This window comes from Leisingera sp. MMG026, from assembly GCF_021654205.1.
Lineage (GTDB): Bacteria > Pseudomonadota > Alphaproteobacteria > Rhodobacterales > Rhodobacteraceae > Leisingera.
In genome coordinates this window covers 18,225-39,230 of record NZ_JAKFZM010000040.1, presented here as the reverse complement: position 1 = coordinate 39,230, position 21,006 = coordinate 18,225, and the positions used below count along the sequence as shown (strand labels likewise).

Sequence of the window (21,006 nt, the reverse complement as noted above, 5' to 3'; positions counted from 1 at the left end):
GTCTGAATGCAATGGCAATTGCACTGGCAATTTTTTCTGCACCTTCCACGATTGAAGACAACTGGCCTCGGTGGAAGGAAATTTACGACAGCGTAGCTGCGCAGGTTATTCAATGGCACGGGGAATTCAGTATCGACCGGGATTCAGCACAGGTCATCGCCATGCATCATGCAGTTTCTGCACTAGGGCTTGAGGCTGCACAACTTTCTGTCCACATGGCGATCAGACACTTTTTTACGACAGTGGCTGGCTACGAGGATCTGCTCACAACAGAGCGCCATGTGATGGATTGGTCGCACGATGGTGAATTTGGCTCAGAGGGTTTTTCAATAGGTATCAAAAGCACGGAAGAAGCCGCTCGCCAAGCGATATGAAGATACGCTTTTGGGATAAGCGACAATAGGAATTGTGTGACCATTGTGGTTGAGCAAAACGGCTCAGTCTCATTCCACCGAGACTTCAGTTTGAACAAAGATTGGGGTTGATCCTCAAACCCTTGCACGCCCCGTGAAGTACTACAGCACCCGAAACGCACCCAGACAAAAAATTTATCCGGAAAAAGTGGCGCGAACGGCAATTCCCCCTTTGGCTCACGTCTCAAAGCTCGGAAGCTCGAAAAGTCAAACTGGCTCCGGTTAAACGGCACTTTTCGTGCACTACTCCCCGCGCTTCGGGGCTTTACCGCGGATTTGTTCCTGGCGGCTTGGGTTGAGCGGGCCGCCGTAAGCTCCAAATGTTATGCTTGTGCTGCGTCACGCCTTTGTTCTTCAACTTGCTCAAAGCCACCGCGGTTCTCTTGTGGGCCATTTGGATACTAATCTCGGGGCGTTGTAACGAAACTACGCAGGCAACCTCATAGGCAGACTTGGGGCCGCCCTTTAGTGCTTCTATTATCATTCGTGACATGTGACCGCGCTTTGCAGCGTCGGGCCTTCTTCTAGGTAAGACACGCGGCATTGGAACACCGCGCAGTCTTAGCAAGGCTTCAACCATCTCCAAGCCATCACGCTTCTCTCGGATGGTTACCTTACGCAGCGCAAGTAAGGCACCATCTATCGACTTTTCCTGCATAGACTGAGACTGGGCAAAAAATCATCTAGTTACCAGATGAGACCTTGGTGCGTTTGCTACCTAATACCGGGTATTTTTGACCAGAAAGAAGCCGGATGGCAGCGGGCGGCTGCCGTCCGGCGCTGGCTGCGTTAGCTTCCTGGCGCTTTGTAGACCTTGGCGATGCCGCCGGCCTTCTTCTGTATTGCGGTGAATTCGTCCGAGGTGAACGCCCGCACGGTTTTCAGGTTGCTGACGGCGCCGCTGGCGCCCGTTGCCATCAGCCCCGCAAGCAGGCCCGTTGCGTCGTCAATTGTCACTTGGATCGCAAAATCGCTGTCGCCGGTGGTCAGATAGTAGCTTTCCAAAGTCCCGCCTGCCGCTTCGACAATTGCGCGGGCTGCCGCCTCGCGGTCACTGGGGTTTTCAATCATCGCTTTCATGGCAGAGGCCGTGTAACAGCCGGTCACGATAAATCTTGGCATTCTGTCTCTCCCTGGGGCGAAACCTGCAAGCCGGCGATGGGCCCGATGCCGCACAGCCCGGCCCGCATTCCCCCGGGGCCGGATCATACCACATTCAGGCGTTCCGGCATATGAGCGCGAAGCTGGCAGCGGGGCTGCACTGGCAGGACGGACGCCCGGCAAGGCTGGACTGGAGCCGGCGGCTGCCGTTCCGCCGCTTCTGACCGCGCCGGCGGGAAGACGCCGGCAGAACAGGACGGGACGTTTTTGCGCTCTGGCAAGCAGGCTTGCGCTGTTAGGCTCGCGCTAAGCCCCTGACCGGAAGCCGCATATGACCCAGACCGACCTGCCAGACCACCGCGTCCACAGTGCCCAAGGGGCACTGTCTTATCCTGAGATCGAAGCCGCCGCCGCGCAGGCCGGGCTTGCGGTCTGCGGTGCCCTGCATCCCGCGCGCCAGCCCGTCAAGGCGCTGGAAGATGGCACATTGATCCTGCTGGGAACCGCCGCCGCTTTCTGGCCCGTCTTCAAGAGCAGTCCGGAGCACCGCGACGGCGCCCCGCACCCGGTGGACCGCTGGTCCGAGCGGGTGGTCAGCGCCCTGGCCCAGGACCTGCGCGGCAGCGCCTATTTCCCCTTTGGCGGGCCGCCCTACACGCCATTCATCAATTGGGCGCTGGTATCGGGCCGGTTTTTCACATCCCCGTCACAGATGATGGTGCATGATCGCGCCGGCATGCTGATATCCTTGCGGGGGGGCCTTCATTTCAAACAGGAAATTGACATTCCCCCTCCGCCTTTGGCAGAGTCTCCCTGCCGCAGCTGCGACTCCCGCCCCTGTCTCAGCGCCTGTCCAGTCAGCGCATTGGCAGACGGCGGCCCCTACGATCTGGCAGCCTGCCATGACTATCTTGACACTCCTGCCGGCGCCGGCTGCATGGCAGGCGGCTGTCTGGCCCGCCGCGCCTGCCCGCTGAGCCGCAACGCCGGCCGCGACCCGGAACAAACCGCACATCACATGAGGCATTTTCACCCCCAATGACCTGCACCCTGATCCTGACCCGCCATGCCAAGTCCGCCTGGGACGCCAATGTCCCCAGCGACCACGCCCGAACGCTGAACAAACGAGGGCGCCGGTCTGCCCCGGCCATCGCCGCCTGGTTGCGGGACACAGGATATGTGCCGGATCAGGTAATCTCATCCTCCGCGCAACGCACCCGCGAAACCTGCGAGCTGATGGAGCTGGGCGTGCCTGCGCGGTTCACCGAGCGTCTGTATCACGCCAATTCGGAAATGATGTTCAAGGTGCTGATAGAGGCGGAACAGCCGCGGGTCATGCTGATCGGGCATAATCCCGGCATCGCCGCCTTTGCCCATTCCATCGTCTCCAGCCCGCCGGATCATTCGCGGTTCGACGATTACCCGACCGGGGCAACGCTGGTGGCGGAGTTTGATATCAGCAGCTGGCGCGACCTGGCCTGGAGCAGCGGCAAACCCGTCGGCTTTGCCGTTCCGCGCGAACTGCTGGGCGAATAGCACGGTTGCGGCTGCGGCAATACCGCGCATCCTGCGCGGGAGGGGCATGGCGCGGTTGCAAGGGCGGACCTAGGTTGCCTGACAGACCCGTATTTGCCAGGACTGGAGATCCCCATGCGCCGCCGTTCCCTGCTGCTGGCCGCAGCCGCCCTCCCCCTCACCGCCCTGCCGGGGTTTGCCACGGCAGCGGAAACCATCCGCATCATGAAGTCGCCCTCCTGCGGCTGCTGCACGGCCTGGGCCGATCACCTGGCCGCCGCCGGTTTTGCGGCCGAGGTGCGCAATGTGGCGGATGAGGATCTGTGGGCAATGAAAGAACGGCTCGGCGTCAGCGGCGATCTGGCTTCCTGCCACACTGCAATGGCCGGGCCTTATGTGATTGAGGGTCATGTGCCGGCAGGTGACATCCAGCGGCTGCTGACGGAACAGCCTGCGGCGCTGGGACTGACCGTTCCGGGCATGCCGATCGGTTCGCCGGGGATGGAGATGGGGGATGAGCGCGAGGCGTTTGACACCCTGCTGATCCTGGCTGATGGCACGGCAGAAGTGTTCGCCAGCCACTCCTAATCGAGGTGGCCTGATCAAGGCCGCCCGGCCTAAAACACCTGAACAAAAAAAGGCCGGGCGCAATGCCCGGCCTTCATTGTTTCGTGATACAGCTGCCTTAGTGGCCCAGGATCTGGCTGAGGAACAGCTTGGTGCGGTCGCTCTTCGGGTTGTTGAAGAACTCTTCCGGCTCGTTCTGCTCCACGATCTGACCTGCGTCCATAAAGATCACCCGGTTCGCCACCTGACGGGCAAAGCCCATCTCGTGGGTCACGCAGAGCATGGTCATGCCTTCTTCGGCCAGCTCGATCATGGTGTCGAGCACCTCTTTGATCATCTCCGGGTCCAGCGCCGAAGTCGGCTCGTCGAACAGCATGATGCGCGGCATCATGCAAAGCGAGCGCGCGATGGCCACACGCTGCTGCTGGCCGCCCGACAGCTGACCGGGGTATTTGTCGGCCTGCTCCGGGATTTTCACCTTCTCCAGGAAATGCATCGCCCGCTCTTCGGCTTCCTTCTTGGGTGTCTTGCGGACCCAGATCGGCGCCAGGGTGCAGTTCTCCAGAATGGTCAGATGCGGGAACAAGTTGAAGTGCTGGAAGACCATGCCAACCTCGGAACGGATCTTGTCGATGTTCTTGAGGTCATTTGACAAGACGGTGCCATCCACCTCAATCCTGCCCTGCTGATGCTCTTCCAGGGCGTTCAGACAGCGGATCAGGGTGGATTTACCCGAACCGGACGGGCCGGCAATGACGATACGCTCGCCCTGGTTCACCGTCAGGTTGATATCGCGCAGCACGTGAAAAGACCCGTACCATTTGTTCATGTTGGAGATTTCGATGGCGACCTCGTCGCTCACCTGCATCTTGGAACGGTCGATTTGACGGTCGGTCATAAGTTCAGACATATGTTGAACTCCTTAACGGTGGCCAGTCTGAAGCTTGCGCTCCAGATACATGGAATAGCGGGACATGGAGAAGCAGAAGACGAAGAACAACAGGGCGATAAAGCCGTAAAGTTCCCAGACAATGCCGTTCCAGTTGGAGTCCGCGCGAATGGCGTTTGACAGGCCCAGAGGGTCCAGAAGCCCGATGATCGAGACCAGCGTGGTGTCCTTGAACACCCCGATAAAGGTCGAAACGATGCCGGGGATCGAGATCTTCAGCGCTTGCGGCATAATGATCAGCCGCTGCGCCTGCCAGTAGTTGAGGCCAAGACTGTCGGCGCCCTCATACTGGCCGCGGGGCAAGGCTGCCAGACCGCCGCGGATCACTTCGGCCATATAGGCCGCGGCAAACAGCGTGACCATGATCAGCACCCGCAGGATGATGTCGAAATTGGTTCCCGGCGGCATGAAGATGTTCAGCAGGGTCGAAGCCACAAACAACAGCGTGATCAACGGCACACCCCGGATGAACTCGATAAAGCCCACGCAGATGTATTTGACGATCAGCAGATCCGACTGGCGGCCCAGCGCCAGCACGATGCCGATCGGCAAGGAGCAGGCAATGGCCACAACACCAATGGTCACCGACAGCATGAAGCCGCCGAACTTGCGGCTTTCCACCGCTTCGATGCCGATGGGCAGGATCCCATCCAGCAGACCCGAGACCGGCGCCGCCAGCAGCATCCACCAGATAACAGCCGCGGCTACGCCCAGGATCACCCCCAGAAGTGTGCTCAGCGCTTCTGCGGCGAATTTGTAGACCAGCCCGCCGATGACAAAACCTGCCAGCGCGGCAATCGGCATCCAGATGGTGCCGCCCCACAAAAGCCAGGGGAAGATGAACGGGTAGAGCGCCGAAAAGATCAGCAGTTTCGACGGCACCCGGTCCGAGAACAGCACCGGAGCCAGTGCCGCGCCCAGCAGGACAAAGGCAGCGATGGGGCGCCAGTACAGGTGGCTTGGGTAGAAACCAAAGATCAGCTGGACCCAGCGCTCCTTGATCACGCCCCAGCAGGCGCCATGAGCATCGCCGTGGCCGGCAGCTGCCAGCGTTTCACGGCAATTGGACAGCGAGGTGCCGTTCCAGGTGGGCGACAGGATCCAGGGAACAATGGCGGCCAGCACGAAATAGACCGCAGCAAAGGACGCGATGGTCAGGATCGAGTTGAACCAGTTGGAAAACAGGTTATGCCGCGCCCAGCCGATCACCCCGACCTCAGAGGCGGGCGGATCCTGCTCGGGAAGCATTTCAGTGCGGACAAATCCGATATCAGACATCTCAGCGCTCCTTCAGCTTCACGGCTTCGTTGTACCAGTTCATGACCCCGGAAATGGTCAGCGAGATCGCCAGATACACCACCATCAGCAGCAGAACGCATTCCAGCTCGCGCCCGGTCTGGTTCATGGTGATGCCGCCCAGGGTTCCGGTGATGTCCATGTAACCCACGGCAATCGCCAGCGACGAGTTCTTGGTCAGGTTCAGATAGTTGGAGATCAGCGGCGGGATGATCACCCGCAGCGCCTGCGGCAGGACCACCAGCGACATGATCTTGTTGGAGCGCAGGCCCAGGGCCTCGGCGGCTTCGGTCTGGCCCTTGGAGATCGCCATGATCCCGGCGCGCACGATTTCCGCGATAAAGGCGGCGGTGTACAGCGACAGCGCCAGCCACAGTGCGATCAGCGAGTTGCGCATGTGGGTGCCACCCTGAAAGTTAAAGCCTTTCAGCTCGGGGTAGCCCAGGTAAAAACCCAGCACGGCCAGCAGGATCGCCATCGGCACCACCACCACGGCGGTGCGCATATGCCAGGTGACCGGACGGTCGCCGGTGGCTTCCTGGATACGGTCCGCACGCTGGCGGATCTTGATCGACGCAAAGAGGCTGAGGCCCAGCACCACCAGAATGGCTATCAGGTCCAGGCTGACATCAAACCGAAGCGAGGATTCTCCAAACAGATGCGCATCGCCCAGCGAACGCGAGAACAACGGCTCGGGGATGTAGACACCGCGGTTGGTCACGGCAACGCTGTCGGCCAGGCTCATCGTGGCTTCGGGGTTCTCGCCCCGGAACGCCCGTGGCGCCGGCAGGGTTTCGATCAGGATCGCCATCACAAAAACGATCCACAACAGCACCGGCACATTGCGGAACAGCTCGACGTAGATCGTCATCAGACGCGCCACCAGCCAATTCGACGACAGCCGCAGAACGCCGATGATCACGCCCAGGATTGTTGCGGTGATACAGCCGAGGAAGGCCACAACCAGCGTATTCAGAAGCCCCATCAGCGCGGCCCGCAAATGGCTGTCGCGCGAGGTGTATTCCAGCAGGCGCTGGTTGATATCATAGCCGGCCGGTTCCGCGAAGAAGCCGAAATCGATCGGCTTGCCCAGTGCGGCCAGGTTGCTCAGCGTGTTGTTGATCAGCCAGGCTGCCAAAAGCATGAAGCCGAACATGGCGATGACCTGAATGGTCCCCGACCGGTACCGGGTGTCATAAAGGAGCATAGACAGCCGGAACTGCTCCTTTGGAGGGTCAGTTAACGTTGACATATAGTGTGATCCCCTGGGCTCCGGTATTCTGTCCTGGCGGGGTTGTCCCCGCTCCGCAGCGGTCCGGAGCTTATTTTCTGATAGGAAAAGGGCGCAGGAAACTCCTGCGCCCTTCCCGGTGGTGTGATTAGCGGAACGGCGGAGCGTACAGCAGGCCGCCTTCGGTCCACTGTGCGTTCAGGCCGCGGGCCAGACCGACCGGAGTGTCTTCGCCGATGTTCTTGGCAAAGATTTCACCGTAGTTGCCCTGCGAAGCGATGGCCTTCTGTGCCCAGGTGGCGTCCAGGCCGAGCATCTCGCCCAGGGTGCCTTCGCTGCCCAGCAGACGGTTGATTTCCGGGTTCTCGGTGCCGGCGGACATTTCGCTCAGGTTGGCCGAGGTGATGCCCAGCTCTTCAGCTGCGATCAGCGAGTTCAGAGTCCAGCGGACAACGTCGCCCCACTCGTGGTCGCCGTGGCGGACCAGCGGGCCCAGCGGTTCCTTGGAGATGATTTCCGGCAGCAGCACATGCGCGCCCGGATCATCAAAGGTGGCACGGGTCGCAGCCAGGCCGGAGGCGTCGGTGGTGTAAACGTCGCAGGCACCGGCCAGGTACTGCTGCTGCGCTTCGGCGTTGGTTTCGATCGGAACCGGCTCATACGAGATATTGTTGGAGCGGAAGAAGTCCGCCAGGTTCAGCTCGGTGGTGGTGCCGGTCTGGATGCAGACGGTGGCGCCGTCCAGTTCCTTGGCCGAGGACACGCCCAGCTCTTTCGGGACCATAAAGCCCTGGCCGTCATAATAGTTGACGCCGGTGAATTCGAACTTCAGGTCGACATCGCGGCTGAAGGTCCAGGTGGTGTTGCGGGCCAGCATGTCGATCTCGCCGGACGCCAGCGCGGTAAAGCGGGTCTTGCCGGTGGTCGGCACGAATTCAACAGCAGTCGAGTCGCCCAGCACAGCTGCAGCCACAGCCCGGCACACGGCAACGTCGAACCCTTCCCATTCCCCGTTCGCATTCGGAGCCGCAAAGCCGACCAGGCCGACGGTGACGCCGCAGTTCAGCTTGCCGCGCGCCTTCACATCGTCCAGCGTTCCGGCAGATGCCGCGCCAGCCGCAAGACCGGCAAAAGCCATTGCGCCCAAAAGTACGGATTTTTTCATATTTACCTCTTCCTGATAGCCCGCCATTCAGCGGAATAGTCCGCCATTCGGCGGTTCTTATTAACCGGCGATCCCCCGCCGGAATTGAGACTGAAGAAGGGTTTACCCCTTTTTCGCGCCCAAGTGTGGGCGCATTCATCAACAAACGTCAAGGGTGGGATCAGGAAATTCGATGCGCGGCATACGCACAGTTTGCCCGTGAGTAAATTTATTTACGCCTCACGGGGTCATTCGGTAATTTTCTGTTCTCTCAGGAGAAATCGTAAAACCGCTTGGCGTGCAGAAATTCCTGCCGCTTCACCTCCGCCGCAGCCTGAGCGTCCTCGTCGACACCCCATTGCTCTTCCTGCCAGCGCTCATCCAGACGCGACAGTTGCCAGATCTCATCGGCACTGCGCCAGCCCTGCGCAGCAGCAAAGCCAAGGATCAAAGAGCCGGAAATCCCTACCAAATCATGGAAAGCCGCCAGCTGGAACGGTGTCATAGCCTGCACCTTTTCCGCCAGCACCGCCAGCGCCGCTGTCTCCTGCGGCTGGTGCAGAATGCCGGTCCTGGGCTGCAGCTGCACGCCCAGCGCCCCTGCTGCCCAGTCCAGCGCCGGGTCCCATTCCTGCGCCTGACGCAACGTCAACTCAACCGGTGCGTCGGCGCGGTAGCACAGCAGGTCGGAATCGCCGTATTCAGCCAGCATGGCAGCAACTTCGCTGTGCTGATGTGTCACCTTGTCAATCGCGGCATTGGCAGACCGGGTGCAAGGCATGGTTCCGGGGTCAACTGATTCGCTCTGCGCGTCCCACTCCGCGGCGATGGCGTCCCCCATGGCCCGGGTCGGCACCGCCAGCGGCGCCTTGGCCGGCGTCTTTACCCGGCGCCCGTCCAGCTCCACCGCAAACCCGTCTTCGGTCTGCACAACCGAGACTGCTTTCCAGAACCGTTTCTGTGCCCAGCCGCTCATTTCTTACACCTTCCAAATCTCTGCCAGCAGCGGGCGCAGCTCCGCGAAATCGCGGATCAGATAATCGGCGCCCAATGTCTCTGCCGGATGGTATCCCCAGGGCACGGCAATGGTGGTGACCCCCGCTGCGCGCCCCATTTCAATGTCAAACCGCGTGTCGCCGATCATCACGGTGCTCGCGCGCTCCACCCCGGTTTCCGCCATCGCCGTCAGCACCATCGACGGGTGCGGCTTTGACGGATGGTGGTCGGCCACCTGCCGGGTCACAAAGCAATCCAGCCCATGCGCCGCAATCAGCGCCTCAACCCCGCGCCGGGACTTACCGGTGGCAACCCCCAGCAGGTACTCCGGCACCTCATTCAGCTCCGCCAGCGCCTCGCGCGCACCGGGATACAGCGGCGAATGCCCCGCCCCGGCCGCCTCGCGGGCCAGCATGTAGGAGGATTTGTACCCCTCCACCAGCGCCTCCAGCGTCGCGGCATTCTGAGCCGGCGCCAGCTCCTTCATCGCCAAGGGCAGCGACAGGCCGACAATCGACAGGATCGCCGCGCGCGGCGGCACCGGCAGGCCGGCCCCCTCAAAGGCTTCAGCCATGGCGCCGGTGATCGCGCCCTGGCTGTCCGCCAGCGTGCCATCCACATCAAACAGGATCAGCCGCAGCGGTGAACTCACTTCAGATCCTCAAACGGGTCATCCGCCGCCAGATCCTCGCTCCAGCCGAAGGTGTCCCAGCTCTCTTTCATATGGTCGGGCAAAGGCGCCACAACCGAGACATTCTTGTGGGTCACCGGGTGTTCGAACACCATCCGGCGGGCGTGCAGATGCAGTTTCTTGGAAATCACCCCACCAAACTGCGCACCCCAGCCGTCGCCCAGGTTCTCCTGACCCGAGCCGCCGTATTTACCGTCCCCGGCAATCGGATGGCCCATGCCCGACATATGCGCCCGCAGCTGGTGGGTGCGGCCGGTAATCGGCTCCATCGCCACCCAGGCAGCGCGGGAAGCAACACGGTACAGCGTCGCGTACAGCGTATGTGCCCGTTTGGCGCCGTATGTCTCGTCGATGTCCTGCGGGTGGACGTTGATCATCTTCTGGCCTTCGCCGCTCTTGCCATGGCCCGGTGCCTTGACCAGCCCGTTCTTGATCTCGCCCAGATAGGGCGTCGGAACACCCGCGACCAAGGCCCAGTAAATCTTGCGGGTATTCTTGTGGCGGAACGCAGCGGTCAGCCCCTGCGCCGCTTTGCGGTTGCGCGCCAGCACCAGAATGCCGGAGGTGTCCTTGTCGATCCGGTGCACCAGCTTGGGCTTATCCTCCAGCCCGAACTTCAGCGCCTCCGCCAGCCCGTCCACATGTTTGGTGGTGCCAGAGCCGCCCTGCACCGCCAGCCCTGCGGGCTTGTTCAGCACGATCACATCGTCGTCGCGGTAGATCACGCAATCCTGGATCATCCTGGCATCGGCGTCCGAGATCTTCATCTCGCGCGGCGCGGCAGGTTTCAGGTCGCTGTCCGCCAGCGGCGGCACCCGCACCACCTGGCCGGTCTCGACACGGGTATTGGCCTTGACCCGGCCGCCATCCAGCCGCAGCTCGCCCTTGCGGCACATCTTCTCGATGCGGCCCTGGTTCACATGCGGAAACAGCCGCCGCAGCCAGCGGTCAATGCGCTGGCCGCCATCGTCTTCGCTGACGGTAATCGTCTGAACGCCGCTCATGCGAACACTCCTCTTGCGGCCATCAGGCCCAGAAACAAACCGCCCACGGACAATCCAACGGACAGAACAACATAAAGCGCCGCCTGCCCGAAGGCGCCGCGCTCGATCAGGTTGGCGGTCTCCAGCGAGAACGCCGAGAAGGTGGTGAAGCCGCCCAGAAGCCCGGTCATCACCAAGGGGCTGAGGTGGGTCAGCCCGCGCATCGCCGCAGCCACCACAAACATCCCCATCAGAAAGGAGCCGATCACGTTGACGGTGACCACCGCAACCGGAAAGTCGTGATGCCCCATGACCCGGATGATGCCCAGCCCGGCCAGATAACGGCACACCGCCCCGATTGCGCCGCCCAGGGCCACCATGGAAACCGAAGAAATCATCCCCGTCCTGTCGCCGGCACAGGCAAGGATGTCAAGTTTTGCCCGTGTTGCATGGGGTGCAGAGCTTCCGCTTCATCTTTCCCCAAATACTCCCGCCGGAGGCAGCGGCTTTGCCTGCAAAGCCGCTTTACTTGTTCCGCTTCGCCCTGAGGTTCGCGAAGTAGTCCGTGCGCCGCTTCAGCTCGCGTTCGAACCCGCGCTCAACTGGCTGATAGAGCACCGGCCGTTTCACCCCGTCGGGGAAGTAGTTCTGGCCGGAAAACCCGTCCTCGGCGTCGTGGTCATAAGCATAGCCGTCTCCATACCCCTGCTCCGACATCAGCTTGGTCGGCGCATTCAGGATATGCTTGGGCGGCGGCGCGCTGCCGGTCTGCTTGGCCAGCCGCCGGGCGGCCTTGATACCGACGTAAACCGCGTTGGATTTCGGCGCCAGCGCCAGATATACGGCAGCATTGGCCAGCGCCAGCTCGCCCTCCGGGCTGCCGAGCCGCTCATAGGTCTGCCAGGCATTGAGGCAGACGGTATTGGCCTGCGGGTCGGCCATGCCGATGTCCTCGGTCGACATCATCGTGAGGCGCCGGGCCAGGAACCGCGGGTCCTCGCCGCCCTCCAGCATCCGCGCCAGCCAGTAAAGGGCGGCATCCGGATCCGAGCCGCGGATGGATTTGTGCAGGGCGGAAATCAGGTTGTAATGCTCGTCCCCGGATTTGTCGAACTTGGCCGCGCGCCGCATCAGCCGTGTGGCCAGCGCCTCCCGCCCCAAGGGCGCCTCTACCGTCCAGGCGGCAACCTGTTCGATCAGGTTCAAAAGCGCCCGGCCGTCGCCATCGGCCATCTCATGCAGCGCATCACGGGCATCGCCTGACAACGGCAACGCCCGGCCCAGTTCTTTTTCAGCGCGCTGGGTGAGGTGTTCCAGATCCGCCAACGACAAACGCCCCAGCACCAGCACTTGCGAACGAGACAGTACAGCGGCGTTCAGCTCAAACGAGGGGTTCTCGGTTGTCGCCCCCACCAGGAGGATAGTGCCATCCTCCATATGCGGCAGGAAGCCGTCCTGCTGGGCCTTGTTGAAGCGGTGGATCTCATCCACGAACAGCAGCGTTCCCTGGCCGTTCTGACGGCGGATCTTTGCGGCCTCAAAGACTTTGCGCAGCTCCGGAACCCCGGTGAAGATCGCCGAGATCTGCATGAAATGCAGGTCGGTCTCCTGCGCCAGCAGCCGTGCGATGGTGGTCTTGCCTACGCCGGGCGGCCCCCAGAAAATCAGTGACGACAAGGAGCCGGACGCCAGCATCACCCCCAGCGGCGCCTCCGGCCCCAGCACCTGTTGCTGGCCGATCACCTCTGCCAGCGACCGCGGCCGCAGCCGGTCGGCCAGCGGCCGGTTGGGCTGCTGTGCATCGCCGCTTGCAGGCGCAGGGCTGCCGAACAGATCCGCCATCAGGTCCGGAACCGCAGGGTCACACGCTGGCCGCGCCGGTTCAGATCCAGCTGAATCCAGCGTCCGCTGTTTGCCAGAATTGCATAAACGTCATCGGTGCTGGCGACAGGCTGGCCGTTCACCGCCAAGAGTGCGTCGCCGGGTTGCACCCCGCCGCGTCCGGCATAGGGGCCGGGGTCCGTCACCACCACGCCTTCGGCCGACAGGGGCAGGCCGAGGCGCGCAATCACCTGCGGATTGATCCGCGCCACGGTCAGGCCGGGCAATGCCGTGTCTTCATCCAGCTGCACCGGATTTGCGGGCGGCTGATCAGGCGCCACGATCATCGGCACCGCAATCTCTTCCCGCGCCTCACCGCGCAGCCGGGTGATTGCGGACATACCGTCCAGCCCGGCGACAGACATGCGGAACACCATTTCCGAAGGTGAATTCACCACTTCGCCATCCACATGGGTGATCACATCGCCCACCTTGAACCCCGCCTTGGCAAAAGGACTCTCAACATGCAGATCGGAAATCACCATACCCTCAGGCACGTCCATCTCCAGCGAGGCTGCCAGATCGGCATCCACTGGCTGCCCGGCCATGCCGGCCCAAGGGCGCTGGAACTCTTCCGCGCCTTTGCGGGCCTGATTGACGAACTCCGTCACCAGGTTTGCAGGGATCGCAAAACCGATGCCGTTGGAACCGCCGGAGCGGGACAGGATGCGGGTGTTAATGCCGATGAGGTCGCCGTTCACGTCGATCAGCGCCCCGCCCGAATTGCCCGGATTGATCGGCGCGTCGGTCTGGATGTAATAGCCGAAACCATCGCCTGCCCCCATGCCGGTGCGCGCGAGGCCCGAGATAATGCCGCTGCTGACGGTCTGCCCAACCCCAAAGGGGTTGCCGATGGCCAGCGCCAGTTCGCCCACCTCGACCTGGTCGCTGTCGCGCAGGTCCAGATGCGGCAGATCTGCGGCCTCTTCCAGCTGCAGGATTGCCAGGTCGCTAGCCTTGTCGCCCAGGATCACCCGCGCATTGTATTCACGCCGGTCAGAGGTCACCACGCGGATTTCGGTGGCGCTGCCGACAACATGGTAGTTGGACACAACGATGCCATCCGCCGACAGGATCACGCCCGAACCCAGCGAGTTCTCCACCCGCGGCTGCGGCTTGGCAAAGCCGCGGAAGAAATCATCGAAGAACGGATCGTTCATGAAAGGCGATCGGCGGCGCTGCTGCACCTGGCGCACCACCTTGGCATAGATATTCACCACTGCAGGCGAGGCTTCCTTGACCAAAGGCGCAAAGCCGAGGGTTATCTCCGCCTGGTTCTGCGGCACACGGGTCTCTGCCACAGCCGGCAAGGCAAGAATAATGGCAAGGGCGGTCAGGGCTGGGCGGATCATGGGCGCTCCGTTTGTTACTGCCCGAAGGATATGCGGAGCGCGCACGCGGATTGCAAGGCGGGAGACGTATAAGGACAAAGGGACGCCGCCCAGCAAGTTGCCGTGAAAGGGGCGCTGCCCCTCTTGGCCTCGCGGCCAATTCACCCCGAGGTATTTGGGACCAGAAAGAAGCAGACTGCCGGCAAGGCGCATCAGGCCTTCTTCCTTGCCGGCATCCTCGCAGTCCCTTTGCGGCATCAGGCCTCTGCCAAGCTCGGTGCAGCAGCCCGCGCCGCATGAGCACGCCGCGCGGTGACAGCTTCTGCCAGCGCCTCCAGCTCTTGTACTGTATCCTCCCAGCCCAGGCAGCCGTCGGTAACCGACTGCCCGTAAGTGAGGTCCCCTTTGCCCAGGTCCTGACGGCCCGCCACCAGATGGCTTTCCACCATCACCCCGGTAATGCGGCTGTCGCCGCCTGCGATCTGGCCCGCTACATCGCGCAGCACGGCGGGCTGCTTCATGGGATCCTTGCCGCTGTTGGCATGGCTGGCGTCGATCATCACATGGCCGCGGATGCCGTCTTTTTCCGCCAGCCTGCAGGCCGCACCGACCGAGGCGGCGTCATAATTGGTGCCGCCGCCGCCGCGCAGGATCAAGTGGCAGTCCGGGTTGCCGCTGGTCGCCGCAATTGCCGCGCGGCCCGATTTGGCCAATGCCATGAAATGATGCGGATGCGCCGCCGAGCGCACCGCGTCCACTGCGATCTGCAGATTGCCGCGGGTGCCGTTCTTGAACCCCACCGGGCAGCTGAGGCCTGAGGCCATCTCGCGGTGGATCTGGCTTTCGGTGGTGCGGGCGCCGATGGCGGCCCAGGCCACCAGATCCGAGATGTATTGCGGCACCGCCGTGTCCAGAAACTCAGTTCCGACCGGCAGGCCCAGGCTGTTGATGTCCAGGCACAGGCGGCGGGCCAGCCCCAGGCCTTCGTTGATGCGGAACGAGCCGTCGAGGCCGGGATCGTTGATCAGCCCTTTCCAGCCCGAGATGGTGCGGGGTTTCTCGAAATAGACCCGCATCACAACCTCCAGCTCACCCGCCAGCCGTTCGCGCAGCGGTGCCAGCCGTTCGGCATACTCCATCGCCGCCTTGGGGTCGTGAATCGAACAGGGGCCGACCACAGCGACAACACGGTCATCGCGATCATGCAGCACATCCTGGATGGCGGTGCGGCTGGCCAGCACGGTATCTGTGGCCGCCGCCGTGCCGGGTAGCTGGGATGCGAGGTCTTCCGGCGAGATCAGCTCCTGCATGCCGGTGATACGGAGATTTTCGGTCTGGGGTGTCATGTTTCAGCTTCCTTGGCGGGGGGCCCTTGGCGCTGCGGCGGATACGAAAAAACCGCCGGCTGCTGCGGGCGGTTGGTGGTATCCTGGTGCGTTCCGATATCTTAGCTCAGAATGCGCTGACCCCTCCGTCCGCCATGTGGCGCGGATAAAAGAAATACCAGAATGCGGCATAGCTACGGGTCATGAACCGGACGCTAGCGGAGATTCGCCGGGCTGTCACCCCGGAAAATCCACCCTGAAAAGGCAACAGGCCCTCCACCGGGGAGGGCCTGTGCGGCGGTTTCCTCTGCGGCTCAGAAATCCTGCCAGAGGTCGCGGGCTGCATTTCCGTCTGCCGCCGGCGCTGCTGCGGGCGGGGCCGGGCTGGCCTCCAGGTCCCAATCATCGCTGCCATGGGCTGAGGGCGCCATGGCAGCCGGCGCCGCGGAAACCGGGGCGGATGCGGCTGCAAGGGCACCGCCGCCGGCCACCTGGAAGCGGGCGACCAGATCCGACAGCTTACCCGCATCGCTGTTCAGCAGATGGCCTGCTGCCGTGGCTTCCTCGACCATGGCCGCGTTCTGCTGGGTAACCTGATCCAGCTGGGTGACGCCGGTATTGATCTCAAGCAGGCCGGTGGATTGCTCCTCGGCGCCTTCGGCGATCTCGGAGACCAGTTGCGAGATATGGCTGACCTGGCCGACAATCGACTGCAGTGCGTCACCGGCGCGGCCGACCAGGTCCACCCCCTCCCCGACCTGACGTGAACTGTCGCCGATCAGAGTTTTGATCTCCATCGCCGCGTCCGAAGACCGCTGCGCCAGCGCCCGCACCTCGGACGCCACCACCGCAAAGCCGCGGCCGGCCTCGCCCGCGCGGGCGGCCTCGACCCCGGCGTTCAGCGCCAAAAGGTTGGTCTGGAAGGCGATGTCGTCAATCACCGAGATGATCTGGGAAATCTTCTTCGAGCTGGCCTCGATCCCGCTCATGGCGGCCACGGCGCTTTGCACCACCTCGCCGCTGCTTTCGGCCTCCTGGCGGGCTTCGCGCACGGTTGCCTCGACATTGCGGGCACCTTCGGCGGCGGATTTCACCGAGGCCGTCAGCTCATCAATCGCGGCAGCGGTTTCTTCGAGCGTTGCCGCCTGGCTTTCGGTCCGGTGGGACAGATCGTCGGAGGCCTGACTGATCTCTGCAGAACCGCTGCGGATGCTGGTGGCGGCTTCGATCACCTGCTGCACCGTGGCGTTCAGATTGTCGATGGAGCCGTTGAAATCAGCGCGCAGCTGTTCGTATTCCTCAGGGAATTCCTCGGCGATGCGGATGGTCAGATCGCCGTGCGACAGCCGCGCCAGACGCTCGCTCAGCTGCTGGACCACATTGCCCAGTTCGGCGTCTTTGCTTTCCGCCTTCTGCGCTTCCGCCTCCTGCATCCGCAGCAGTTCAGCGCGGAATTTATCCAGCGCGCGGGCCATATCGCCGACCTCGTCGCCACGGGTCTGGCCCTTGATCTCCACCGCGTTGTTGCCCTCGGCCAGACCCCGCATCGACACCACAATGCGCCGCAGGCCCGAAGCGATGCCGGAGCCGGTGATCAGCGCCATCACCGCGCCGATCAGGATCGCCGCAGCAATTGCCCCCGGAATCATGATCCGGGTCTGGGCGGCTAGCGCCTCATTGGCGGCGCGGCGGGCGGCCATTGCCTCGGCCCCTTTCGCCTCGATCGTCTCCATGGTGGCACGGAAGCTGTCGAAATACGCCTTGCCCTGCCCCTGAGCGACAAGATCAGCCATGTCATCCATAGTCGCCGCGCTGCCGATCACCCGGCGCAGCTGCAGCATCGGAACCACGACGCTGCTGCGCCATTCGTCAACGATTTTGGCCACGTTATCCAGGCGGTTTGCCTGCATCAGATTGTCGGCCAGCGCTAGGTGGAGGTCGGCCAGCACCTCGTTGAAGCGCCCGTTGCCCTCCATATACGGTTCGAGAAATTCCCGGTCGCCCGCCAGAAGAAAGCCGCGCATCCCGGTTTCCATGTCGACCGCCGCCGACAGCAGATCCTTGGCGCTGCTGATGACCTTGTGGGTCTGCTCCACCGCCTGCAGCGAGGTGTTCAGGTAATCCGGATCGGCGATCCCGGCGTTCACCAGGGAAGAAAAGGTGTTGCGACGGTTGTTCAGCTCGACTTCCTCTTCCTCAATGACCTTAGCCATCTCCGCACGGAAGTTCTCGAAGTAGACCCTGCCCTTGGACTGTTTCACCTCTGCCGCCATGTCGTTCATGGTCAGAGCGTCGCCGATATCGCGGCGCAACGCGATGGCGCCGGCCGCGACATCCTCCTGCCAGCCGGCCAAAGTCTGCTCCGCCGTATCGAGGTCAGCCAGCAAGTCCGGATTGCCCGCGGCCAGGCTGCGCAAACGATCCAGGGAGCCGGCAACTTTGGCGCTGCCGTTCTCAAACGGCACCAGATATTCATCCTGCCCGGCCAGCAGATAGCCCCGCAGCCCGGCCTCCATGCCTGAGGCGGCTTCGGCCAGCGCCTGCGCTTCGGTCAAAATCTCCTGGGTGTGGTCAACAGCCTGCGCAGTCTTGTCCATGCGGCCCAGGTTCACCACCGCCAGCACCCCGACCCCAAGAACCAGCAGCAGCGGGAACACCGCCACCGAAACGATCTTTGTTTTGGTGCTGAGGTTCGCCAGTGAGAGCCGCCTGGCCGCGGGTGTCTTCTTTACTGCCATCACATCCGTCCCGGAACTTGCTTGTTTGCGACAGTAAAATCAGAAGAAAATTACGATTCCCTTTCGCACAAAAAATGCATTCTAAACATTGTCCGGATGCCGTCAGGTAACGAAAAACCCCCGCTCCGGGCGGAGCGGGGGCCAGATAGCTGAACCTGATAATTCAGCGTAATTTATTCGTCAGCTTCAGCAGCTGCTTCTGCTGCTTCCAGGCGGGCCTTGTCGGCGGCACCCTTAGCGGCAGTGTCGCGGTCGACAAACTCGATGATCGCCATCGGAGCCATGTCGCCGTAACGGAAGCCGGCTTTCAGGATACGGACATAGCCGCCCTGACGGTCCTTGTAGCGCGGGCCCAGAACCTCGAACAGTTTTGCAACGTCCTTGTCCTGCTTCAGCTTGGACGCGGCCTGACGGCGGGCGTGCAGATCGCCGCGCTTTGCCAGGGTGATCATCTTTTCGATGATCGGGCGCAGTTCTTTTGCTTTGGGCAGGGTTGTCTTGATCTGCTCGTGCTCGATCAGCGAGCCGCACATGTTCGAAAACAGGGCTTTGCGGTGCTCATGAGTACGGTTCAGGCGGCGGTAACCACGTGCGTGACGCATTTCTAAATTCCTTATCTTGCGTTTTTGCTTTGTCAGGCAGCTGATGCGTGTCGGCTGCTCACCTTGGGGCAGAAGCCCGTATCTTCCCCGGCCAAACCCGGGAATGGTTTGGGGAGGGCCAGTGCCCTCCCCTCAAAGACGCGCTTTAGAAGCTGTCTTCGAATTTCTTGGCCAGATCTTCGATGTTATCCGGCGGCCAGTCCTCGACGTCCATGCCAAGGTGCAGCCCCATGCCCGACAGCACTTCTTTGATCTCGTTCAGCGACTTGCGGCCGAAGTTCGGCGTGCGCAGCATTTCTGCTTCGGTCTTCTGGATGAGATCGCCGATATAGACGATGTTGTCGTTCTTCAGGCAGTTTGCCGAGCGCACGGACAGTTCCAGCTCGTCCACTTTCTTGAGCAGAAGCGGGTTGAACTCGAGACCATCGTCCTCGTCCTGACGGTTTGCCGATTCCGGCTCGTCGAAGTTGACGAAGATCGACAGCTGGTCCTGCAGAATGCGGGCGGCATAGGCCACGGCGTCATCCGGCGTGATGGAGCCGTCGGTTTCCACCTTCATGGTCAGCTTGTCATAGTCCAGAACCTGGCCCTCACGGGTCGGCTGAACGTCATAGGAGACCTTCTTGACCGGCGAATAGATCGCGTCGATCGGGATCAGGCCGATCGGTGCGTCTTCCGGCTTGTTCTTCTCAGCCGAGACATAGCCTTTGCCGGTGTTCACGGTCAGTTCCATGAACAGGTCGGCGCCGTCGTCGAGGTGGCAGATGACGTGATCGCGGTTCAGAACCTCGATGCCGGCGGTTTCGGCAATGTCACCAGCAGTGACAACAGCCGGGCCCTTGGCATTGATCGACAGGCGCTTGGGGCCTTCGACTTCCATGCGCAGGGATACGCCCTTGAGGTTCAGGATGATGTCGGTGACGTCTTCGCGCACACCGGCAACAGACGAAAACTCGTGCAGCACGTTGTCGATCTGCACGCTGGTGATGGCCGCGCCTTGCAGCGAGCTCATCAGAACGCGGCGCAGCGCGTTGCCCAGGGTCAGGCCGAAACCGCGTTCCAGCGGCTCTGCGACGACAGTTGCCTGGCGTGCAGGATCGTTACCCGGCTTCACTTCCAGCTGTGCCGGCTTGATCAGCTCTGCCCAGTTCTTATGGATCATGCGTTCCCTCCATTCCTGTCCTTGCCCCATGTCCGAAAGGCCAAGGACGCCCGAGGTTTAAATGACGCACTGGGGCCCTGCGAATCAAGCGGGGCCCCAGCAAAAATTCGAATTAGACGCGACGGCGCTTCGGCGGGCGGCAGCCGTTGTGCGCGATCGGGGTCACATCACGGATCGAAGTGATGTTGAAACCGACGGCAGCCAGTGCGCGCAGAGCCGATTCACGGCCAGAGCCGGGGCCTTGAACTTCGACTTCCAGCGTCTTAACACCGTGATCCTGGGCTTTCTTGCCCGCATCCTCGGCAGCCATCTGGGCCGCGTAAGGCGTGGATTTCCGCGAGCCTTTGAAGCCCATGGTGCCGGCCGACGACCAGGAGATCGCGTTGCCCTGCACGTCGGAGATCAGGATTTTGGTGTTGTTGAACGACGAGTTCACATGCGCAACACCGGTTGCGATGTTCTTGCGCTCTTTCTTCTTAACGCGTGTCTTATCACGTGCCATTGGTCAAACCCTCCCTTACTTCTTCTTACCAGCGATGGCCTTTGCGGGGCCTTTGCGGGTGCGAGCGTTGGTGTGGGTACGCTGACCGCGGACCGGCAGGTTGCGGCGGTGGCGCAGGCCACGGTAGCAGCCAAGATCCATCAGACGTTTGATGTTCATCTGAGTTTCACGGCGCAGGTCGCCTTCGACGGTGAAGTTGGCGTCGATGTGCTCGCGCACGGCCAGGACTTCTGCGTCGCTGAGTTCGTTCACACGGCGGGTCGCGTCGATGCCAACGGCTTCGCAGATAGCTTTCGCCGAGGTATTACCGATACCGGTGATGTAGGTGAGGGCGATGGGAACCCGCTTTGCAGTCGGGATGTTAACGCCGGCAATACGTGCCACGTGTCACTTTCCTTTTCGTTGCGGTTCCGTAGCGCCGGAACCTTTTTTCACAACACTTGACCGTGGCAGTGTGGCCAGAGGGTCCAGCATTTCGAGGTGATAAAGCAGGCAAACGAATCTGCCCGCCGGGAATCATTCCCAGAAGGGATGTGGGTAACTAGGGGCTGGGAAATGGGCCGTCAAGCCCTAAAGAAA

Annotated in this window: 21 protein-coding genes; 4 read left to right on the top strand and 17 right to left on the bottom strand. The window is 62.1% G+C overall.

Features of this window, described 5'->3' with window-relative positions:
• Positions 1-374: hypothetical protein (locus L1069_RS18575; RefSeq protein ID WP_237456652.1), on the top strand; the 374-nt coding region annotated here is incomplete at its 5' end.
• Between the two features lie 828 nt (positions 375-1,202).
• Here L1069_RS18575 and L1069_RS18570 read toward each other — a convergent pair.
• On the bottom strand, positions 1,203-1,535 hold the full coding sequence (locus tag L1069_RS18570; protein WP_129372190.1) for a GYD domain-containing protein: 333 nt from the start codon (positions 1,533-1,535) through the stop codon (positions 1,203-1,205).
• Positions 1,536-1,845: 310 nt separating this feature from the next.
• Between L1069_RS18570 and L1069_RS18565 the strand changes: the two genes are divergently transcribed.
• The 3 genes from L1069_RS18565 (at position 1,846) to L1069_RS18555 (ending at position 3,617) form a co-directional block, all read left to right on the top strand.
• A complete protein-coding gene (locus L1069_RS18565; protein ID WP_237456651.1) occupies positions 1,846-2,556 on the top strand; it encodes a ferredoxin in 711 nt (236 codons plus the stop codon).
• Positions 2,553-3,050 carry a histidine phosphatase family protein gene (locus L1069_RS18560; RefSeq protein WP_129372192.1) on the top strand — a complete coding sequence of 166 codons (498 nt, stop codon included), beginning with the start codon at positions 2,553-2,555 and terminating at the stop codon, positions 3,048-3,050. The genes L1069_RS18565 and L1069_RS18560 overlap by 4 nt, the downstream gene beginning before the upstream one ends.
• Positions 3,051-3,164: 114 nt before the next feature.
• On the top strand, positions 3,165-3,617 hold the full coding sequence (locus L1069_RS18555) for a DUF411 domain-containing protein (RefSeq protein ID WP_129372193.1): 453 nt from the start codon (positions 3,165-3,167) through the stop codon (positions 3,615-3,617).
• Between the two features lie 97 nt (positions 3,618-3,714).
• Here the strand turns inward: L1069_RS18555 and L1069_RS18550 are convergent, their stop codons facing one another.
• The 16 genes from L1069_RS18550 to rpsM form a co-directional block, all read right to left on the bottom strand.
• Positions 3,715-4,506: an amino acid ABC transporter ATP-binding protein gene (locus L1069_RS18550; protein WP_129372194.1), complete on the bottom strand. Its 792-nt coding sequence runs from the start codon at positions 4,504-4,506 to the stop codon at positions 3,715-3,717.
• A 12-nt stretch (positions 4,507-4,518) separates the two neighbouring features.
• Positions 4,519-5,823: an amino acid ABC transporter permease gene (locus L1069_RS18545; protein ID WP_129372195.1), complete on the bottom strand. Its 1,305-nt coding sequence runs from the start codon at positions 5,821-5,823 to the stop codon at positions 4,519-4,521.
• A gap of 1 nt (position 5,824) precedes the next feature.
• Positions 5,825-7,093 carry an ABC transporter permease subunit gene (locus L1069_RS18540; RefSeq protein WP_129372196.1) on the bottom strand — a complete coding sequence of 423 codons (1,269 nt, stop codon included), beginning with the start codon at positions 7,091-7,093 and terminating at the stop codon, positions 5,825-5,827.
• 127 nt (positions 7,094-7,220) lie between these two features.
• Positions 7,221-8,237: an amino acid ABC transporter substrate-binding protein gene (locus L1069_RS18535; protein ID WP_129372197.1), complete on the bottom strand. Its 1,017-nt coding sequence runs from the start codon at positions 8,235-8,237 to the stop codon at positions 7,221-7,223.
• A 250-nt stretch (positions 8,238-8,487) separates the two neighbouring features.
• On the bottom strand, positions 8,488-9,192 hold the full coding sequence (locus L1069_RS18530; RefSeq protein ID WP_237456650.1) for an ATP12 family protein: 705 nt from the start codon (positions 9,190-9,192) through the stop codon (positions 8,488-8,490).
• Positions 9,193-9,195: 3 nt separating this feature from the next.
• Positions 9,196-9,864, bottom strand: coding sequence for an HAD-IA family hydrolase (locus L1069_RS18525; protein ID WP_237456649.1), 669 nt, complete (start codon positions 9,862-9,864; stop codon positions 9,196-9,198).
• Positions 9,861-10,907 (bottom strand): RluA family pseudouridine synthase, encoded by a 1,047-nt coding sequence (locus tag L1069_RS18520; RefSeq protein ID WP_237456648.1) that lies wholly within the window; start codon positions 10,905-10,907, stop codon positions 9,861-9,863. The genes L1069_RS18525 and L1069_RS18520 overlap by 4 nt, the downstream gene beginning before the upstream one ends.
• Complete coding sequence (crcB, locus tag L1069_RS18515) at positions 10,904-11,284, bottom strand: fluoride efflux transporter CrcB (protein WP_211038374.1); 381 nt, start codon at positions 11,282-11,284, stop codon at positions 10,904-10,906. The genes L1069_RS18520 and crcB overlap by 4 nt, the downstream gene beginning before the upstream one ends.
• A 127-nt stretch (positions 11,285-11,411) precedes the next feature.
• Positions 11,412-12,728 carry a replication-associated recombination protein A gene (locus L1069_RS18510; protein WP_237456647.1) on the bottom strand — a complete coding sequence of 439 codons (1,317 nt, stop codon included), beginning with the start codon at positions 12,726-12,728 and terminating at the stop codon, positions 11,412-11,414.
• The gene (locus L1069_RS18505) at positions 12,728-14,119 is read right to left on the bottom strand and encodes a trypsin-like peptidase domain-containing protein (RefSeq protein ID WP_237456646.1); all 1,392 of its coding nucleotides are present in this window, start codon (positions 14,117-14,119) and stop codon (positions 12,728-12,730) included. Before L1069_RS18505 ends, L1069_RS18510 begins: the two co-directional genes overlap by 1 nt.
• 236 nt (positions 14,120-14,355) lie before the next feature.
• Entirely contained in the window at positions 14,356-15,444 is a 1,089-nt protein-coding gene (locus L1069_RS18500; RefSeq protein ID WP_237456645.1) for a 3-deoxy-7-phosphoheptulonate synthase, read from the bottom strand.
• 293 nt (positions 15,445-15,737) lie between these two features.
• Entirely contained in the window at positions 15,738-18,161 is a 2,424-nt protein-coding gene (locus tag L1069_RS18495; protein WP_237456644.1) for a CHASE3 domain-containing protein, read from the bottom strand.
• 173 nt (positions 18,162-18,334) lie between these two features.
• On the bottom strand, positions 18,335-18,763 hold the full coding sequence (rplQ, locus tag L1069_RS18490; RefSeq protein WP_027257365.1) for a 50S ribosomal protein L17: 429 nt from the start codon (positions 18,761-18,763) through the stop codon (positions 18,335-18,337).
• Positions 18,764-18,908: 145 nt separating this feature from the next.
• Positions 18,909-19,925, bottom strand: a complete 1,017-nt coding sequence (locus L1069_RS18485) for a DNA-directed RNA polymerase subunit alpha (RefSeq protein ID WP_129372206.1) — start codon at positions 19,923-19,925, stop codon at positions 18,909-18,911.
• Between the two features lie 112 nt (positions 19,926-20,037).
• On the bottom strand, positions 20,038-20,427 hold the full coding sequence (rpsK, locus tag L1069_RS18480) for a 30S ribosomal protein S11 (RefSeq protein WP_129372207.1): 390 nt from the start codon (positions 20,425-20,427) through the stop codon (positions 20,038-20,040).
• 15 nt (positions 20,428-20,442) lie between these two features.
• Complete coding sequence (gene rpsM / locus L1069_RS18475; RefSeq protein WP_129372208.1) at positions 20,443-20,811, bottom strand: 30S ribosomal protein S13; 369 nt, start codon at positions 20,809-20,811, stop codon at positions 20,443-20,445.
• Positions 20,812-21,006 lie beyond the last annotated feature (195 nt).

What these genes read in the sequence shown, in the direction of transcription:
- L1069_RS18570 (WP_129372190.1), bottom strand. Translation starts at nt 1,535, where the DNA reads ATGCCAAGATTTATCGTGACCGGCTGTTACACGGCCTCTGCCATGAAA.
- L1069_RS18565 (WP_237456651.1), top strand. Translation starts at nt 1,846, where the DNA reads ATGACCCAGACCGACCTGCCAGACCACCGCGTCCACAGTGCCCAAGGG.
- L1069_RS18560 (WP_129372192.1), top strand. Translation starts at nt 2,553, where the DNA reads ATGACCTGCACCCTGATCCTGACCCGCCATGCCAAGTCCGCCTGGGAC.
- L1069_RS18555 (WP_129372193.1), top strand. Translation starts at nt 3,165, where the DNA reads ATGCGCCGCCGTTCCCTGCTGCTGGCCGCAGCCGCCCTCCCCCTCACC.
- L1069_RS18550 (WP_129372194.1), bottom strand. Translation starts at nt 4,506, where the DNA reads ATGTCTGAACTTATGACCGACCGTCAAATCGACCGTTCCAAGATGCAG.
- L1069_RS18545 (WP_129372195.1), bottom strand. Translation starts at nt 5,823, where the DNA reads ATGTCTGATATCGGATTTGTCCGCACTGAAATGCTTCCCGAGCAGGAT.
- L1069_RS18540 (WP_129372196.1), bottom strand. Translation starts at nt 7,093, where the DNA reads ATGTCAACGTTAACTGACCCTCCAAAGGAGCAGTTCCGGCTGTCTATG.
- L1069_RS18535 (WP_129372197.1), bottom strand. Translation starts at nt 8,237, where the DNA reads ATGAAAAAATCCGTACTTTTGGGCGCAATGGCTTTTGCCGGTCTTGCG.
- L1069_RS18530 (WP_237456650.1), bottom strand. Translation starts at nt 9,192, where the DNA reads ATGAGCGGCTGGGCACAGAAACGGTTCTGGAAAGCAGTCTCGGTTGTG.
- L1069_RS18520 (WP_237456648.1), bottom strand. Translation starts at nt 10,907, where the DNA reads ATGAGCGGCGTTCAGACGATTACCGTCAGCGAAGACGATGGCGGCCAG.
- crcB (WP_211038374.1), bottom strand. Translation starts at nt 11,284, where the DNA reads ATGATTTCTTCGGTTTCCATGGTGGCCCTGGGCGGCGCAATCGGGGCG.
- L1069_RS18510 (WP_237456647.1), bottom strand. Translation starts at nt 12,728, where the DNA reads ATGGCGGATCTGTTCGGCAGCCCTGCGCCTGCAAGCGGCGATGCACAG.
- L1069_RS18505 (WP_237456646.1), bottom strand. Translation starts at nt 14,119, where the DNA reads ATGATCCGCCCAGCCCTGACCGCCCTTGCCATTATTCTTGCCTTGCCG.
- L1069_RS18500 (WP_237456645.1), bottom strand. Translation starts at nt 15,444, where the DNA reads ATGACACCCCAGACCGAAAATCTCCGTATCACCGGCATGCAGGAGCTG.
- L1069_RS18495 (WP_237456644.1), bottom strand. Translation starts at nt 18,161, where the DNA reads ATGGCAGTAAAGAAGACACCCGCGGCCAGGCGGCTCTCACTGGCGAAC.
- rplQ (WP_027257365.1), bottom strand. Translation starts at nt 18,763, where the DNA reads ATGCGTCACGCACGTGGTTACCGCCGCCTGAACCGTACTCATGAGCAC.
- L1069_RS18485 (WP_129372206.1), bottom strand. Translation starts at nt 19,925, where the DNA reads ATGATCCATAAGAACTGGGCAGAGCTGATCAAGCCGGCACAGCTGGAA.
- rpsK (WP_129372207.1), bottom strand. Translation starts at nt 20,427, where the DNA reads ATGGCACGTGATAAGACACGCGTTAAGAAGAAAGAGCGCAAGAACATC.